This is a genomic window from Marinobacter sp. 3-2, assembly GCF_003751355.1.
In the GTDB taxonomy this organism is placed as follows: Bacteria; Pseudomonadota; Gammaproteobacteria; order Pseudomonadales; family Oleiphilaceae; genus Marinobacter; species Marinobacter adhaerens.
The window spans coordinates 178,355-193,496 of record NZ_RJUQ01000014.1; the positions used below are offsets into that span (position 1 = coordinate 178,355).

Sequence of the window (15,142 nt, forward strand, 5' to 3'; positions counted from 1 at the left end):
CGTAAACTCGCTGTAAAATCAGTCGGCTAGAAAACACAAATACGCCGCTATTTTGTATAGGCTCACTGTTTTACAGGGTCAAGAATAGCAAGACAACCCATTCTTTGGTTTCAATCCTGCTTTTTTTCACATTCGGGAACCCTGTTGGGCCCGCCTGCTGAAACAGAAAGGCCCGGCATTTGCCGGGCCTTCTGAAACCGCGAAATGCAATCCGGTTGCTGGATTACAGACGCTCCCAGACCGTTGCAATGCCCTGGCCCAGACCGATACACATGGTGGAAACACCAAGCTTACCGCCTTTGGCCTGCATTACATTCAGCAGGGTTGTAGAGATACGTGCACCAGAGCAGCCCAGCGGATGGCCCAGGGCAATCGCGCCGCCGTTCAGGTTCACTTTTTCTTCCATAACGCCCAGAAGTTTCAGGTCCTTCAGGACAGGCAGGGACTGGCCGGCGAAAGCCTCGTTCAGTTCCCAGAAGTCGATATCCTCGACTTTCAGGCCTGCGCGCTTCAGGGCTTTCTTAGTGGCCGGCACCGGGCCGTAACCCATGATCGCGGGATCACAGCCGGCAACGGCCATGCTGCGGATCTTGGCAATCGGCTTGAGACCAAGTGCCTCTGCACGCTCTGCAGACATCAGCACCATCGCTGCCGCACCGTCGGTCAGCTGGGAAGACGTACCGGCTGTTACGGTACCGTTCTTCGGATCGAACGCCGGCTTGAGCTGGCTCAGGGACTCGGCCGTGGTCTCGGGACGAATGGTCTCGTCTTCCTCGATCAGCACCTTGAAACCGTTCTCGTCGTGACCTTCAATGGGCACGATTTCGTTCTTGAAACGACCTTCTACGGTCGCTTCATGGGCCAGACGGTGGGACCGAGCGCCGAACTCGTCCTGCTGCTCACGGGTAATCCCGTGCATCTTGGCCAGCATTTCCGCGGTCAGGCCCATCATGTTGGACGCTTTTGCGGAGTACTTGGACGCAGCCGGGTTGTGGTCGAAGCCTTCGGTCATGGGTACGTGCCCCATGTGCTCAACACCACCCACGAAGAACACATCACCGTTGCCGGTCATGATGGCCTGGGCTGCAGTGTGAATCGCGCTCATGGCAGAGCCACACAGGCGGTTCACGGTCTGAGCGGCAGACTCGTGGGGAATGCGGGTCAGCAGGGAAATCTGACGCGCCACGTTGAAGCCCTGCTCCTTGGTCTGGTTTACACAGCCCCAGATAACATCTTCAACTTCTTTCGGGTCGAGCTTCGGGTTGCGCTCAAACAGTGCTTCGATCAGATTGGCGGACAGGGTCTCTGCACGCACGTTCCGGAAACAACCGTTTTTGGCACGACCCATCGGAGTCCGCACGCAATCGACGACGACAACGTCTCTCGGATTAAGGCTCATAGATCTTTCTCCGTTCGGAAATCTCGTTCAGGGTTAGCCAAAGAACTTTTTGCCAGTCTTGGCCATTTCACGCAGCTTCTCGGTCGGGTGATAAAGAGGACCAAGATCTGCAAACTTGTCTGCCAGTTCGACGAACTTGTCTACACCCATATCGTCGATATAGCGCAGGGCACCACCACGGAACGGCGGGAAGCCGATACCGAAAATCAGGCCCATATCAGCATCTGCCGGATCTTCGACAATGCCGTCTTCCAGGCAGCGAACGGTTTCCAGGCAAAGAGGAATCATCATACGGGCGATGATGTCTTCTTCGCTGAACTCGTTCTTACCCTGAACAACAGGCTCGAGCAGCTTGTAGGTCTCTTCGTCGACAACCTTCTTCTGCTTGCCCTTGCGGTCCAGTTCATACTTGTAGAAGCCCTTGTCGTTCTTCTGTCCGTAACGGTTGTTATCGAACATTACGTCAATGGCGGTTGTACCTTCGTGCTTCATCCGATCCGGGAAGCCGTCTGCCATTACTTCGCCAGCGTGCTTGCCGGTATCCATGCCGACCACGTCCAGCAGGTACGCAGGACCCATGGGCCAGCCGAACTTTTCCATAACCTTGTCAACGTGCTGGAAGTCAGCACCGTCACGTACCAGGCCGATAAAGCCGCCGAAGTACGGGAACAGAACACGGTTGACCAGGAAGCCCGGGCAATCGTTTACAACGATCGGGGTCTTGCCCATGGCCTTGGCGTAGGCAACCGTGGTTGCAATGGCGCGATCACTGGTCTTCTCGCCACGGATTACCTCAACCAGCGGCATCATGTGCACCGGGTTGAAGAAGTGCATGCCGCAGAAGTTTTCCGGACGCTTCAGGTTCTTGGCCAGCAGGTCGATGGAAATCGTCGAGGTGTTGGAGGTCAGGATGGTGTCCTCGCGAACCGCATCTTCGGTTTCACGCAGAACCGCATCTTTCACCTTCGGGTTTTCAACAACCGCTTCAACCACCAGGTCTACATTCTTGAAGTCGCCATAGTTCAGGGTCGGCGTGATGCTGTTGAGCACGTCGGCCATCTGATCCGGCTTCATCTTTCCTTTTTCAACACGCTTGGACAGAAGCTTCTTGGCTTCTTTCAGACCCAGGGCGATGCCGTCCTGGTTGATGTCCTTCATGATGATCGGCGTGCCTTTCAGGGCAGACTGGAATGCAACACCACCACCCATGATACCGGCACCCAGAACGGCAGCCAGGTTCACGTCGTTAGCTTCTTTTTCCCAGGCCTTGGCCTTCTTCTTCAGTTCCTGATCGTTCAGGAACAGGCCAACCAGGCAGGCCGCCACATTGGTCTTGGCCATCTTGGCGAAGCCTTTGGCTTCGACTTCGATTGCCTTGTCGCGGGTCATGCCGGCATGCTTCTGCATGACCTTGATGGCCTCGACAGGAGCCGGGTAGTTCTTGCCAGCCTTGCCAGCAACAAACGCCTTGGAAATCTCGAATGCCATCATGCTTTCCATGGCATTGAGCTTGATCTTGCCCTTCTTCTCTTCACGACGGGCTTCGTGGTCCAGCTTGCCTTCGTTGCACTGGTTAATAATGGCAACAGCAGCATCGACCAGCTTGTCGGACTCGAGCACGGCATCGACAGCGCCGACTTTCAGAGCGACATCAGCACGGTTCTCGGTACCACCGCTGATCCACTCGACGGCATTGTCCACGCCAACCAGACGGGACAGACGCACGGTACCGCCAAAGCCCGGGAAGATGCCAAGCTTCACTTCCGGAAGACCAACCTTGGCCTTCTTGTCCATCACGCGGTAGTCGGTTGCAAGACACATTTCGAAACCGCCACCCAGCGCCATACCGTTGATCGCGGTAACGGTGGGGAACGGCAGATCTTCAACAGCGTTGAAGACTTCGTTGGCCTTGAGGTTGTTGGCTACCAGATCCTCTTCCGAGCCCGCAAAAAGCTCGGTGAATTCGGTAATGTCGGCACCAACAATGAAGCTGTCCTTGGAGCTGGTAACTACCAGACCCTTCAGATTCTTCTGCGCTTTCAGTGCGTCAGTCGCGGCGCGGAGCTCTTCAATAGTAAGACGGTTGAACTTGTTTACTGACTCGCCCTGCAAGTCGAAGTTCAACTGAGCGATCCCGCCTTCGATCTCTTTAACCGTGATGGCTTTACCTTCGTAAATCATCAACTGATCTCCAGTCTGTGTTTGGAACTGCTTCCAACCGGGCGGTACTTTTGATTTACCGGCGCGGCTGTTTGTGCAGCGAGATTTCGGTCACTGCCCGATCATCCGATCCAAAAATTCATACAGTCGTTTGAATCGTGAGGGCACACGATGAAAAAAAACGGCGCATTTGTCAATTTGTTTCTTTCGGGAGGGCTGCAAAAGTCCCCGAAATACCGGGGGCAACCGAAGAAAATTGGAGCGGAATTGTTATGTTTCAGTGAACTGGAAGCCACTGCTCAGAAAAAACCGGAACTTCGTCACGCAAATTTCAAAGTTATTTACATTTACGGGCTACACCGCCGCCAAAACTGCTTGATTGGCTGACGGAGTTACTTTACCTTCGATCTACGACTTTGGTCCACAATAATAAAACCGCATTACGGAGACCCATCCGATGAAAGACGCAAACCTGCGGATACGTTCCCTTGTAGCCGCACTGATTCTCCTTGCACTCACGTCCATGGGTGCCCGCGCTCAGGACAGTGCCGACGGATTTCTCTCCGATCTTCACAATTTCCGGGTCAGCAACTACATGGCTCTGGACGCCTACTACCGTTTCAGCGGAACCGGTGATACCGGCACCTTGAACGAGATTGTGCAGGGCATCAACTCGGCCAACGATTCCATGAACTCCATCGCGGGCAGCGATTCAGGCGTACTGTCAGCCGAGGAAGTTGAGGGGCTGAACCAGGAATTCGACAAGTTCAAGAACCTGATGCGGGATAACATCAACGATGTGCGCAACCAGGGCTACCCCGATTTGCGGCTGGTCTCAGACATGGCCAACCAGGCACTCACGATGAACGAGAAAGCCACCGAGCTATACAAGGTGGCCCAGGAAAGCTCACAGACCGAGACCAACCCAAGGGTCGAAGCGGCCCGTTCGGCTGCCGTAAAAATGGCCCAGATGATGGCGAAATACTCGGTCAGGACAAACTCCTCTGTCGCCCAGACCTTCCAGGGCTCCTCAACCGAGACCCCGCTGGATGAACAGGCCCGGGAGCTGGACCAGTTGCTGGCATCCGTAATACAGGGCCAGGGAACACCGGAGCTCAAGGACGCGCTTAACGACATTTCCGCCAAATGGCAGTTTATCCGTGGCTCCTACATTAACTACAACGAAAACAACGTGGGCTTTGTAATCGATCGCTATTCCAAGGGTATCCTCAAAGGACTTGCGACAACCATTGAGCTGCTCAAGGGCAACGCCTGACCGCCCTGCTCTTTCTGGCAGGCCTAATTGCCTGCCAGAAAAGCACTTTTCCGCCTCTGTTTTTGATACCCGTCAGTTTCCCGCTACACTTTCCCGACCCGATTTAAGGTACTATCCTCAGAATAATATCCCGTGTGCGAAGGAGCGATACGATGTCTGCCTATAAAAAGATGCTTGTTGCGATTGACCTGACAGAAGAAGCCCCACAGGTACTGGACAAGGCAAAGGCCATAAGCGAAGCCCATGGTGCGGAGCTGATGCTGGTTCATGTGGTTGAGCCTGTCGGCTATGCCTATGGTGGCGATATTCCGATGGATCTGACCGAGCTACAGGACCAACTCGACAAAGCAGCTCGCGAGCAATTGGGAACCTACGGCGACAAATACGGTGTGGCCAAAAACAATCAGGTAGTGACAGTCGGGCGCCCCGAGTCCGAAATCCACAGGCTTGCGAAGGAACAGGAAGTAGACCTTGTGATCGTTGGCAGTCATGGCCGGAAGGGTTTTCAGCTTTTGCTGGGCTCCACCGCAAACGGGGTTCTGCATGGAACCGAATGCGATGTTCTGGCCGTTCGCATTCACTAAGGCTTGACCAACAAAAAGGCCCGGGGCGTGGACCCGGGCCTGCTGAGAACGAAAGCCGCGATCAGCCCCCTTCCCCCTCCATTTTCGCCTCAAGTTTGCGAAGCTGACTTTCCAGCGAGAAACTGACACTCGAGGCCATCGAGAAGAAGTTCAGTAGTGCCTTCAGATTGCTGTCACCCTTGCAGACTGAGTGTATTCTCTGCCACAGGGCCTGATTCACCAGTTGCAGCCTCTGATTCCTCTCCACTAGCCCCTTCAATTCCCAGTCTGGGGTCTGATGATTCCGTTTCGCGAAGTATTGCTGCAACAGGTAATGAGAAACGCTGCGCATAATGAATTCATCGGTGTTTGCAAACGGCAGGTGATGAACCGCCATGGGCTTGAGCTCTGACAGAACCGGGCACCCGCTGGTCGCCATTTTCAGCCCCAGCAACGATCGAAGTGCCTCCTCAAGCGCCGTCTGCTTCTCATAGCTTCGACGATCATCGGTTACCTTCACTTCCACCTTCTGGTAGGCATCCTCATCCCGAAAGGCCTCCACGACCGGCAATATCTCGGTTGCCGCGGGACAGTGGGAGGATTCGGAAGCCTTCAAAGGACAGTTGCTACACTGGCAATGTTCCAGCTGTGTCCAGGACGGAAGTTTCCCGGAAGGCCGTGACGGCTTGTCCGTTACTTTAAACTCAACCCTACGGCCGTCCTGAAATCTGAAATCGTAATGTACATTCATTGATTTGCCTGTTCTTCCAGCTCCATCCACCGCTCAATGACCTGCTCCAGACGGTTTTCCTTTTCCGTCAATGCTTCCAGAGTGGCCGAGACTTCATCCGGTGGGCCTGAATAAAAATCAGCCTGCGAAATTTTTTCCTGCAGGCCAGCGACTTCCTGCTCAAGCTCCTCGATCTGCCCTGGTAACTGCTCCAGCTCGAGCTTGAGCTTGTAACTCAGTTTCACGGGCTTGCCCTTTTCAGGTTCTGCCCGCGGTTTTGCGTTCTCTGCCGGTTTCTTTGATACGACCTTTTCGTTGCTACCGGATGTCTTGCCGTTTTTATCCTGCTTGTCCGGCCGGTTACCCGTGGCTTCTGAGGGGAAGCAACCGCCCTGCCGACGCCAGTCCGTGTAACCGCCAACGTACTCACGCACTTTGCCCGAACCGTCCAGGAAAACCGTTTCGGTGATCACATTATCGAGAAACTCACGGTCGTGACTGATCACGATAACTGTGCCGGCAAATTCCGCCAGCTGTTCTTCCAGCAATTCCAGTGTCTCAACGTCCAGATCATTCGTCGGTTCGTCGAGCACCAGGATATTCGCGGGCTTGCTGAAGAGCTTGGCCAGAAGCAACCGGGCCCGTTCGCCACCAGAAAAAACACTGACCGGTGATCTGGCTCGCTCCGGGGTAAACAGGAACTCCTGCAAATAGCCGAGAACGTGTTTGCTCTGGCCATTGATGTCGATGAACTCCCTACCCTCGGAGAGGTTGTCCAAAGCGTTACGCGTCAGATCGAGCTCTCCGCGCAACTGATCGAAATAGGCAACCTGCAGATTGGTACCCAGACGAATGGATCCCTCGGTTGGTTCCAAATCCCCCAACAGGAGTCGAACAAGCGTGGTCTTGCCTGTGCCGTTTTCACCAACAAGCCCGATCTTGTCCCCTCTCAGAATGGTGAGATTCATGTCTCTGATGACCGGAGTGCCGTCGGGATAAGCAAAGCCCGCATCCCGGGTTTCAACCACAAGCTTTCCTGAGCGCGCCGCGTCCTCCACCGCGAAAGTTGCAGTTCCGCCCCGCACACGACGCTGCCTGTGCTCCTCACGCATGGCCTTCAGGGCACGAACACGCCCCATATTACGAGTCCTGCGAGCCTTGATGCCCTGCCGAATCCAGGCCTCTTCCTGCTTGAGGCGCTTGTCAAACAGCGCGTTCTGCCGTTCTTCTTCCTCCAGCGCTTTTTCCTTGAGGTCCAGGTAGCGGTCGTAGGTGGCAGCGAAGCTCACCAGCTTCCCGCGGTCCAGCTCTACAATCCTGGTCGCCATCCGCCGGATAAACGCCCGATCATGGCTGACAAACAACATGGCGCCGCGAAATTGGCCCAGGGCCTCTTCCAGCCAGGCGATCGCGGGGACGTCCAGGTGGTTTGTAGGCTCATCCAGCAACAGAATATCCGGGTCGGCAACCAAAGCTTTTGCCAGGAGAACACGGCGCTGCCAGCCTCCCGAGAGGGTATCGAGGGTTTGATCGGGATCAACGCCATACTGACCAAGAATGGTGGTTACCTTCTGATCCAGTCGCCAACCGTCCAGGGCTTCAAGACGCTCCTGGACTTTCATCAACCGGTCCAGGCTCGCCTCGTCGCCCTGCTGGGACAACTGGTGGAACTCTGCCAGCAACTTGCCGGTTTCAGGAAAGGCCCCGGCAACCACTTCATAGGCCGTGCGGGTGTCCTCGGAGGGCAGGTTCTGCGGCAGCACCGCCAGAACAGCGCCATCTTCGAGACGAACCACGCCACCATCGGGTGTCACTTCGCCACTGACAATCTTCAGCAGGGTCGATTTTCCCTCGCCGTTTCGTCCCAGCAAACACACACGCTCTCCGGCATCGATAACCAATGAGGCCTGATCAAGCAGCGGATGCATTCCATAAGCCAGGGAGACTGAGTCCAGCGTTAACAGTGGCACGTTTGGTTTTACTCCGATTGATTGACAGTAACGGGTTCACCAACCCGGATAAGTCCTGGTGATTCATGAATCGCGTTCTGGCCGAAGATCACGCCCTCACCGGTCCTGCGATAGCGGGACAGGGTTCTGAGCGGCTGCACGGCAGCATCCTTCAGGCCGGTCGAGGGGTCGACGGTCGTCATTACGCAGCGTGAACAGGGCTTTACGATGCTCAGACGGTTATTGCCAATGCTCAAGCTCTGCCAATGGTCCTCATCCCAGGCGTCCGCGCCCTCAACGACGATGTTGGGACGGAACCTCCGCATCTCCACGGGCACCTCCAGCCGGGTGTTGAGCTCTGCCAACGAGGCAGTGTTGGTAACCAGGAAAGGAAAACCATCAGCAAAGCCCACACGCCGGTACTCATCGACCCTGCCCGCATCAACGCGGCGGAAGGAGCTGTCCGGCATGAATACCAGGCTAACAGGCTTGCGGCAAAACCGACTGAGAGCATCACTGGCTTCTGGCAAGCCGGCCAGAGCCTTCACCCAGTCCCGCCACACCAGTACGCGAAGCTCGTCATTGGAGGCTGTCAGACCAAACTCACCTTCACCGGGAATGTTGATAACAACCTGATCTCCATCCAACTGCGTTTCCACGCGGGCGAGTTCGGGATGCTCTCTCTGGGTGACAAAACGCCGCTCATCATCAACGATCATCCATCGCCTGTCTCCGACTGGACCGAAATCGTCGGTATGAAAACTGGTCACCTCAATACCGGAAAGGGATTTGACAGGGTATACGAACAGCGAATGGACCTTCATGGAGGCAACCTCCCACAGAGAATCGGGACTCGAAACAGGCTGATGAGTATACCTGACCGCAACCCCCGGCGCCGAGGTTGCAGGTGCCCGAAAACGAAAAAACCCGGACCTTTTCAGGACCGGGTTTTCGAAATCTGGAGCGGGAAACGAGATTCGAACTCGCGACCCCAACCTTGGCAAGGTTGTGCTCTACCAACTGAGCTATTCCCGCAATGCTGTTCGGCTGTTGCCGACAACGGAGGCGTATTCTACGGATCCCGACGGAACCGTCAACCACTTTTTTTAAGGTTTTTTCCTGCCAGTGTCCGGTTATCACATTTCAGGAATCCGGAACTGTGCAGCCACTCCTGATCCGGATAGTACTTGAACACCAATTGCCCCCCCTTAAGGTTGTCGACAACACGCTTGATGATCTGGTTATCAACGGCCGGGCACCCGTGACTCCGCCCGATGCGGCCGTATTTACTGACCCAATCATCATTCACGTAATCCGCCCCATGTATAACAATGGCGCGCTGCCGGGCAAGATCGTTGATCCCGGGCTCGAGACCATCCAGCCTGAGCGAATAGCCGTGCTTGCCGTAATAGGATTCCCGGGCCTGGAAAAGCCCGATACTGGACTGGTAACTACCTTCCACGTTGGAGAAAGCGGTCGATTTGAAATTCCCGGAATTTTTGCCGTGAGCAACCAGGTCCCGAAGCAACAGCTCGCCCTTCTCCAGATCGAAAATCCATAGCCTTTCCTGACTGGACGGCAACGAGAAATCAATCACCGCAAGCCGCTCGGGCATCTGAACACCACTGGAGACAGCGCAGCGAGAGGCGCTGATTGCGGTCCTGAGGACCTTTGTATCGAGTTTTGGAGCGGCGGCACTCAGGCGACCTAAAAGGTCGTCGTCCAGAGAGGCGCCAAACGATGAGAGTGGTAGCCACGCCCAAAAAGCCAGTAGCAGGCCTGCGGATAAAAGCCGCCGCATCTTTTTCATTCCAGATCCCCGGTAAAATGATTGCAAGCCAAAGAAGGATCGCTATCCCGTGCAATCTCAGTGTTGCGCAGTTTATCAGGGAAAAGTGCCAACCCCGTCCGAATGTACGTTTTCTATACAAAACTTTAAGGAAAGCACGATTGCGCTACTGGCCGAAACGGCGACCACCGGCCAGGTACTCCCGCTCTTCCGCCGTTGAGGTTCTGCCGAGTGCCTTGTTGCGGTGAGGGAATCGTCCGTACTTTTGAATGATCGCCCGGTGATCCTTTGCGGACTGCAGAAAGCTACCCATGAAATCGGAAAGGATTCCTTCAGTTGATCGCGCCAGTTGCTCGTAGCATTCCACGGACATGTCCTGGTCGTCCTTGAGTTCCGAATGCTGGAGCGGCATGTAGAGAAACGCTCGGTGCACGGGCGGTAGCATCGTATCCTGCCCTTTCTTCATCGCTTGCCGGCATAGCTTGCGCGCCTGGCGATCCTGATCAAACGCCATGGCACCGCCGCGGAAGATATTCCGCGAAAACTGGTCAAGCAGAATGATCTCGGCAAGTATACCGCCGGCCTCACTCCGCCAATGGTCCAATCCCTGCTCGGAAGCAAACAACACCATTGAAAGGAAACGACGGCGTATCTCCTGGTCAAACCTGCGGTCCGATCGGAACCACTTGTTCCGGTGGTCGCTGTCTGGCAGCCCATGTTCGTCAAGTTCGCCAAACCAGAAATCCAGAATCTCTTTCCAATCGAACATTCACCGTCACCCTGTTACTTTATATGGTACCGGCCCTCTCTCATGAGGCCGGCTTTCCCGACTTACGACAGGCCCTAACAAATTGACTACTTCAGGAGCGTCAATGAGCAGCCCCCGCATTATTCTGTTGGCACATGGAAGCAGTGACAAGCGCTGGTGTGAAACCTTCGAAAAGCTTGCAGCGCCGACTCTCGCGTCTGTCGACAACGCCAGGGTCGCCTATATGGAACTGGCGGAACCCTCCATTGATACGATCATCATGGAAGGTGTGGCTGAGGGCATCACCGAGTTTACAATCGTTCCTTTGTTCCTGGCGGCCGGCCGCCACTTGCGAAAGGATGTTCCGGCAATGATCGAAGAACTCGAAAAAGCCCACAGCGTATCCATTCAGCTGGCGCCTCCGATTGGGGAAAACCCTCTCCTGGGAGAGGCAATTCGCGATGTTGTTATGCTTCAACTGGAAGAGACACCCGCCTGAACCGGGCGTTCTGAGACAGCACCACAGGCCCGTGCGCGACAGGAGTATCGATTATGTCGAAAAGGATTCTGATTACCGGAGGAACCGGGTTTATTGGCCACGTGCTCTGCCGTGAATTATTGGCACGGGATTACGAACTGACGGTTTTCAGCCGGCAACCGGCCGAAACGGTCAAATCAAGCTGCGGACGGGTCGAGGCAATCCGTGATCTGCAGCAGCTTCGCTCTCACCCCGGATACGATGCCGTTATCAACCTTGCCGGAGAAGGTATCGCGGATAAACGCTGGTCGGAGTCCCGAAAGCAGGAACTCCGTGACAGCCGCATTGGCGTCACCAAAACCCTGGTCGAGGTCATCCGAAGTTGGGATCAAGCGCCGAATGTCGTCGTTTCGGGATCGGCTGTTGGCTTTTACGGGGATCAGGGATCAGCCACGGTCACCGAAAGCACCAGCCCGAATGACGAATTTACGCATCGGCTGTGCCGCGACTGGGAAAACGCCGCCAAACCACTTTGCGATGACGGCGTTCGCCTGTGCTTCTCCCGGACAGGCGTCGTGGCAGGCCCGGATGGTGGCTTCCTGGAGCGGATGCTCCTGCCCTTCAAACTGGGACTGGGCGGACGCCTGGGTAGCGGTACTCAGTACATGCCGTGGGTCCACAGGGACGATGTGGTCAGCGCACTTATATGGATGACGGAAAACCCGGACGCATCAGGCCCATACAATGTCGTAAGCCCGAACCCGGTAACGAACGCAGAATTCACCCGGAGCCTGGGGAGGGTTTTACACCGTCCCACCCTCTTTCCGGCACCTGCTCCGGTGCTCAAGGTGGCTCTGGGTGAAATGGCGAGGCTTCTTCTGACGGGCCAGCGGGCTATTCCGGAGAAGCTGGTCAGCCAGCAATTCCAGTTCCGGTATCCGGACCTGGATCAGGCATTGACCCAATCCGTTGCTCCAGGGGCAGCCGGACAAAAAGGATGACCCAAGGGGGCCTTATCAAGCTCCCCTGATTTTTTTCACAAAAGACGTTGACAGCGTTTCGAAGCTTTCTTAATATACGCGCCACCTCGACGAGGCAAGGTGTTGAAAACGTTGCGTCCCCTTCGTCTAGTGGCCTAGGACTCCGCCCTTTCACGGCGGCAACAGGGGTTCGAACCCCCTAGGGGACGCCAATTTTTTCTGCGCTGATGGGTCAGGGAAACCGAAGTTTCCCGACTTCATCGTCAGACCGGCTTATGTCCGTGCTTCCCTTCTTTTCTATCCTGGTGTCCGTGCTCCTTCTGATCTTTCATCACGAAGATGCCAACACCCACAAAAAAGCCAAGCATCAGCAGTACAGTGGCAATACCTGCGATCACAACGGCGTCCATATACATTTTGTTTCTCCTTCCGACAATTAACTTGATTAAACTCAGGTTACGCCCGGGCCGCCCGCAAGGTATTGATCCAGGTCAACGTATTTGTCAGACCGCATGTACGCATAAATACTGAACCACAACACATTTCCTTCGATTTTTCCTGTATTTGCAAGGCATTCGAAAGAAACTGCTGCTATAGTCGGAAACAAAGGAAGTGTCCGATCTCCTAACCGGTCTGGGTGGCTGAAGTTCAAGACATGCCAAAACTGTCGACGCGTCTTCAACGTTTTCGCACAGGCTCGCCCCTGTCTTTCAGGCTGTTGGCGTGGATTCTGCTATTCAGCTCGGCCTTTACACTGGTGGCATCCGCGCTCCAGATCTACTCCGATTATCGAAAAGATCTCTCGCAAATCGACAACCGCATGCAGGTTGTGGAGTCGGGCTACGCCTCCAGCCTTGCCAGAAGCTTGTGGGCCCTGGACCAGAAGCTCCTGCAAACCCAGATGGAAGGCATACTCAGCTTGCCGGATGTGGTGCACCTTCGCTTGCGAATAGAACCCGATTCCGAACTGGTGATGGGCGAGATACCCAGGGACGCGAAAACCACATCTCACAGCTTCAGCCTTGTCCATCAGGGCGATGAAATGTTCAAGCTGGGCGAACTGACGGTGACCGCAGACCTTGATCGCGTCTACGACGAACTGAAGCGCAAGGTAGGCGTCATTCTGCTGACCCAGTTCCTGAAGACGTTCTTTGTTTCGATACTGATTATCTGGATATTCCAGCATTTCGTTGCGCGCCATCTGACCACCATGGCGAACTACGCCCGCGACTTCTCACTGACAACAACGTCGAAGCCACTTACCCTGGAAAGGCCCAACACGCCGTCTAACCGGAATGATGAGCTCGGCCGTGTCACGGACGCCATCAACCAGATGCGTGAACGTCTCAACGCAGACATGGAACGCCAACAAAAGGATGCTGCGGAAATCCGCAAGTTTTCCAAGGCCATTGAGCAGAGCCCCTCTTCGGTTCTGATCTGCGACCGCCAATGGCGTATCGAGTTTGCCAACCAGAAATTCACCCAGTTAACCGGTTATGAGGCTGCCTCCATCATCGGCAAACACCCTGGCGCACTGGGTGACAACGACATAGAGAACCGTGATAGCCGACACTTGTGGCAGTCCATCCGCTTGCAGGTGCAACGAGTCGGAGTCTGGCAGGGTGAAGTGAACAGTGTGCGCCGGAACGGAGAACGCTTCTGGGAGCAACTGATTGTTACCCCGATCAAGGACGAGGCCGGCGGCACCACCGGGTACCTCATCCTCGGTGAGGACATCAGCATCCGGAAACGCTATGAACAGCAACTTCTGCGTCAGGCCAATTACGACATCCTTACAGGGCTGCCTAACCGGATGCTTGCCCTCGACCGGCTGAAGCTTGCACTGGCCCAGGCACGTAGGGAAAGCACGCTTGTGGGCGTCATGTTCCTGGATCTCGACAACTTCAAGCACATTAACGACACCCTTGGCCACGATGCCGGCGATAACCTGCTGATTGAGGCGGCCCGTCGAATTTCCAGTTGCCTTCGCGGAACCAGCACCGTTGCCCGCCTGGGTGGCGATGAGTTCCTCGTGATCCTGCCTGGCCTGACTGGTCCCGAGGCATCCTCGCAGGTCGCCGAGCGTATCCTGAAGACCTTCTCGCCACCATACATACTGAATGGGCAGGAGGTGTTCGTAACCACGAGTATCGGCATCGCCATTTTCCCGACGGACTCCGACAACAGCGGTACGCTCCTGCAGCACGCTGATGCCGCAATGTACCAGGCCAAACACAAGGGCAAGAGCTCGTTTGCCCACTTTGCGCCGGAAATGACCGAAGTCTCCCATGAACGCCTGAAGATGGAGTCCAGCATGCGCAGGGCTCTGGAGCTGAAGGAGTTCGAGTTGTATTTCCAGCCAATTGTTAATACCGACTCGGGCACGCTTTGCTCGGTTGAGGCGTTGCTGCGGTGGAACAATCCGGCCATGGGCATGGTAATGCCGGATCGATTCATTCCCCTGGCCGAGGAAACCGGCCTGATTACACCGATCGGTGAGTGGGTTCTCCTGGAGGCCTGTCGAGCCGCCATGGGCTGGAAGGAAGCCACCGGGAAAGACATTGGCATTTCCGTCAACGTCTCGCCCCGTCAGTTCCGCGATCCCGGTTTTACCGAGGCTGTTATGCACGCCCTGGCGACCAGTGGCCTGGCGCCGGAACAGCTGGAACTCGAAATTACCGAACGGCTCATTCTGGACAACTCGATCGAAACCGCCGAAATCCTGCGCCAACTGGACAAAGCCGGCATCCGGTTGTCGGTAGACGATTTTGGCACGGGCTATTCAGCGCTCAGTTACCTCAAGAGCTATCCGTTTGATACCCTGAAAATTGACAAGTCGTTTGTTCAGGACGTCATGAAGGAGCCTGAGGACGCCTCACTGGTAAGAGCCATCATCAATATGGCTCATAGTTTGGGCCTGCGTGTTATCGCCGAGGGGGTTGAGGAAGAGGCTCAGACCCACTTCCTGAAGAAGGAAGGCTGTGACTTCTCCCAGGGGTATTTCTACAGTCGTCCGCTGCCGGCGGCGGACTTTGATGCCTGGCTGGCCAACAATCGCCGCGTATAACTT

The 15,142-nt window shown here is 55.4% G+C and carries 14 protein-coding genes and 2 tRNA genes; 7 read left to right on the forward strand and 9 right to left on the reverse strand.

Annotated features, from left to right (window positions below; genetic code table 11):
- Positions 1 to 223: 223 nt before the first annotated feature.
- A complete protein-coding gene (gene fadA / locus EDB94_RS13450) occupies positions 224 to 1,399 on the reverse strand; it encodes an acetyl-CoA C-acyltransferase FadA (RefSeq protein WP_062784509.1) in 1,176 nt (391 codons plus the stop codon).
- 33 nt (positions 1,400 to 1,432) lie between these two features.
- A complete protein-coding gene (gene fadB, locus EDB94_RS13455; protein ID WP_008174367.1) occupies positions 1,433 to 3,580 on the reverse strand; it encodes a fatty acid oxidation complex subunit alpha FadB in 2,148 nt (715 codons plus the stop codon).
- A gap of 150 nt (positions 3,581 to 3,730) precedes the next feature.
- Between fadB and EDB94_RS13460 the strand changes: the two genes are divergently transcribed.
- From EDB94_RS13460 to EDB94_RS13470, 3 genes are all read left to right on the forward strand, one after another.
- On the forward strand, positions 3,731 to 3,946 hold the full coding sequence (locus EDB94_RS13460; protein ID WP_008174365.1) for a hypothetical protein: 216 nt from the start codon (positions 3,731 to 3,733) through the stop codon (positions 3,944 to 3,946).
- Positions 3,947 to 4,016: 70 nt separating this feature from the next.
- Complete coding sequence (locus EDB94_RS13465; protein ID WP_008174364.1) at positions 4,017 to 4,835, forward strand: hypothetical protein; 819 nt, start codon at positions 4,017 to 4,019, stop codon at positions 4,833 to 4,835.
- Positions 4,836 to 4,987: 152 nt separating this feature from the next.
- Entirely contained in the window at positions 4,988 to 5,419 is a 432-nt protein-coding gene (locus tag EDB94_RS13470) for a universal stress protein (protein WP_008174363.1), read from the forward strand.
- A 61-nt stretch (positions 5,420 to 5,480) separates the two neighbouring features.
- Here the strand turns inward: EDB94_RS13470 and EDB94_RS13475 are convergent, their stop codons facing one another.
- The 6 genes from EDB94_RS13475 to EDB94_RS13500 form a co-directional block, all read right to left on the reverse strand.
- Complete coding sequence (locus EDB94_RS13475; protein WP_108018886.1) at positions 5,481 to 6,149, reverse strand: DUF6901 family protein; 669 nt, start codon at positions 6,147 to 6,149, stop codon at positions 5,481 to 5,483.
- Positions 6,146 to 8,098 carry an ATP-binding cassette domain-containing protein gene (locus tag EDB94_RS13480; RefSeq protein ID WP_108018885.1) on the reverse strand — a complete coding sequence of 651 codons (1,953 nt, stop codon included), beginning with the start codon at positions 8,096 to 8,098 and terminating at the stop codon, positions 6,146 to 6,148. The genes EDB94_RS13475 and EDB94_RS13480 overlap by 4 nt, the downstream gene beginning before the upstream one ends.
- A gap of 8 nt (positions 8,099 to 8,106) precedes the next feature.
- Positions 8,107 to 8,901 carry an MOSC domain-containing protein gene (locus tag EDB94_RS13485; protein WP_108018884.1) on the reverse strand — a complete coding sequence of 265 codons (795 nt, stop codon included), beginning with the start codon at positions 8,899 to 8,901 and terminating at the stop codon, positions 8,107 to 8,109.
- A 135-nt stretch (positions 8,902 to 9,036) separates the two neighbouring features.
- Positions 9,037 to 9,112: transfer RNA gene (locus tag EDB94_RS13490), tRNA-Gly, on the reverse strand.
- A gap of 58 nt (positions 9,113 to 9,170) precedes the next feature.
- Positions 9,171 to 9,887, reverse strand: coding sequence for a murein L,D-transpeptidase catalytic domain family protein (locus EDB94_RS13495; protein ID WP_108018883.1), 717 nt, complete (start codon positions 9,885 to 9,887; stop codon positions 9,171 to 9,173).
- A 145-nt stretch (positions 9,888 to 10,032) separates the two neighbouring features.
- Positions 10,033 to 10,635, reverse strand: a complete 603-nt coding sequence (locus EDB94_RS13500; protein WP_108018882.1) for a DUF924 family protein — start codon at positions 10,633 to 10,635, stop codon at positions 10,033 to 10,035.
- Between the two features lie 103 nt (positions 10,636 to 10,738).
- Here EDB94_RS13500 and EDB94_RS13505 point away from each other — a divergent pair, with 103 nt between their 5' ends.
- From EDB94_RS13505 to EDB94_RS13515, 3 genes are all read left to right on the forward strand, one after another.
- Positions 10,739 to 11,113 carry a sirohydrochlorin chelatase gene (locus tag EDB94_RS13505; RefSeq protein ID WP_108018881.1) on the forward strand — a complete coding sequence of 125 codons (375 nt, stop codon included), beginning with the start codon at positions 10,739 to 10,741 and terminating at the stop codon, positions 11,111 to 11,113.
- A gap of 53 nt (positions 11,114 to 11,166) precedes the next feature.
- Positions 11,167 to 12,093, forward strand: a complete 927-nt coding sequence (locus EDB94_RS13510; protein ID WP_108018880.1) for a TIGR01777 family oxidoreductase — start codon at positions 11,167 to 11,169, stop codon at positions 12,091 to 12,093.
- Between the two features lie 115 nt (positions 12,094 to 12,208).
- Positions 12,209 to 12,284, forward strand: a tRNA-Glu gene (locus EDB94_RS13515).
- Between the two features lie 51 nt (positions 12,285 to 12,335).
- Here EDB94_RS13515 and ccoM read toward each other — a convergent pair.
- Positions 12,336 to 12,488: a cytochrome c oxidase subunit CcoM gene (ccoM, locus tag EDB94_RS21020; RefSeq protein ID WP_169702149.1), complete on the reverse strand. Its 153-nt coding sequence runs from the start codon at positions 12,486 to 12,488 to the stop codon at positions 12,336 to 12,338.
- A gap of 239 nt (positions 12,489 to 12,727) precedes the next feature.
- On the opposite strand from ccoM, the gene EDB94_RS13520 reads away from it, so the two are divergent.
- Positions 12,728 to 15,139, forward strand: coding sequence for an EAL domain-containing protein (locus EDB94_RS13520; RefSeq protein ID WP_041646184.1), 2,412 nt, complete (start codon positions 12,728 to 12,730; stop codon positions 15,137 to 15,139).
- Positions 15,140 to 15,142 lie beyond the last annotated feature (3 nt).

Excerpts from the sequence above, each read along its gene's own strand:
- fadA (WP_062784509.1), bottom strand. The coding sequence starts at position 1,399 with ATGAGCCTTAATCCGAGAGACGTTGTCGTCGTCGATTGCGTGCGGACT.
- fadB (WP_008174367.1), bottom strand. The coding sequence starts at position 3,580 with ATGATTTACGAAGGTAAAGCCATCACGGTTAAAGAGATCGAAGGCGGG.
- EDB94_RS13460 (WP_008174365.1), top strand. The coding sequence starts at position 3,731 with ATGAAAAAAAACGGCGCATTTGTCAATTTGTTTCTTTCGGGAGGGCTG.
- EDB94_RS13465 (WP_008174364.1), top strand. The coding sequence starts at position 4,017 with ATGAAAGACGCAAACCTGCGGATACGTTCCCTTGTAGCCGCACTGATT.
- EDB94_RS13470 (WP_008174363.1), top strand. The coding sequence starts at position 4,988 with ATGTCTGCCTATAAAAAGATGCTTGTTGCGATTGACCTGACAGAAGAA.
- EDB94_RS13475 (WP_108018886.1), bottom strand. The coding sequence starts at position 6,149 with ATGAATGTACATTACGATTTCAGATTTCAGGACGGCCGTAGGGTTGAG.
- EDB94_RS13485 (WP_108018884.1), bottom strand. The coding sequence starts at position 8,901 with ATGAAGGTCCATTCGCTGTTCGTATACCCTGTCAAATCCCTTTCCGGT.
- EDB94_RS13495 (WP_108018883.1), bottom strand. The coding sequence starts at position 9,887 with ATGAAAAAGATGCGGCGGCTTTTATCCGCAGGCCTGCTACTGGCTTTT.
- EDB94_RS13500 (WP_108018882.1), bottom strand. The coding sequence starts at position 10,635 with ATGTTCGATTGGAAAGAGATTCTGGATTTCTGGTTTGGCGAACTTGAC.
- EDB94_RS13505 (WP_108018881.1), top strand. The coding sequence starts at position 10,739 with ATGAGCAGCCCCCGCATTATTCTGTTGGCACATGGAAGCAGTGACAAG.
- EDB94_RS13510 (WP_108018880.1), top strand. The coding sequence starts at position 11,167 with ATGTCGAAAAGGATTCTGATTACCGGAGGAACCGGGTTTATTGGCCAC.
- ccoM (WP_169702149.1), bottom strand. The coding sequence starts at position 12,488 with ATGTATATGGACGCCGTTGTGATCGCAGGTATTGCCACTGTACTGCTG.
- EDB94_RS13520 (WP_041646184.1), top strand. The coding sequence starts at position 12,728 with ATGCCAAAACTGTCGACGCGTCTTCAACGTTTTCGCACAGGCTCGCCC.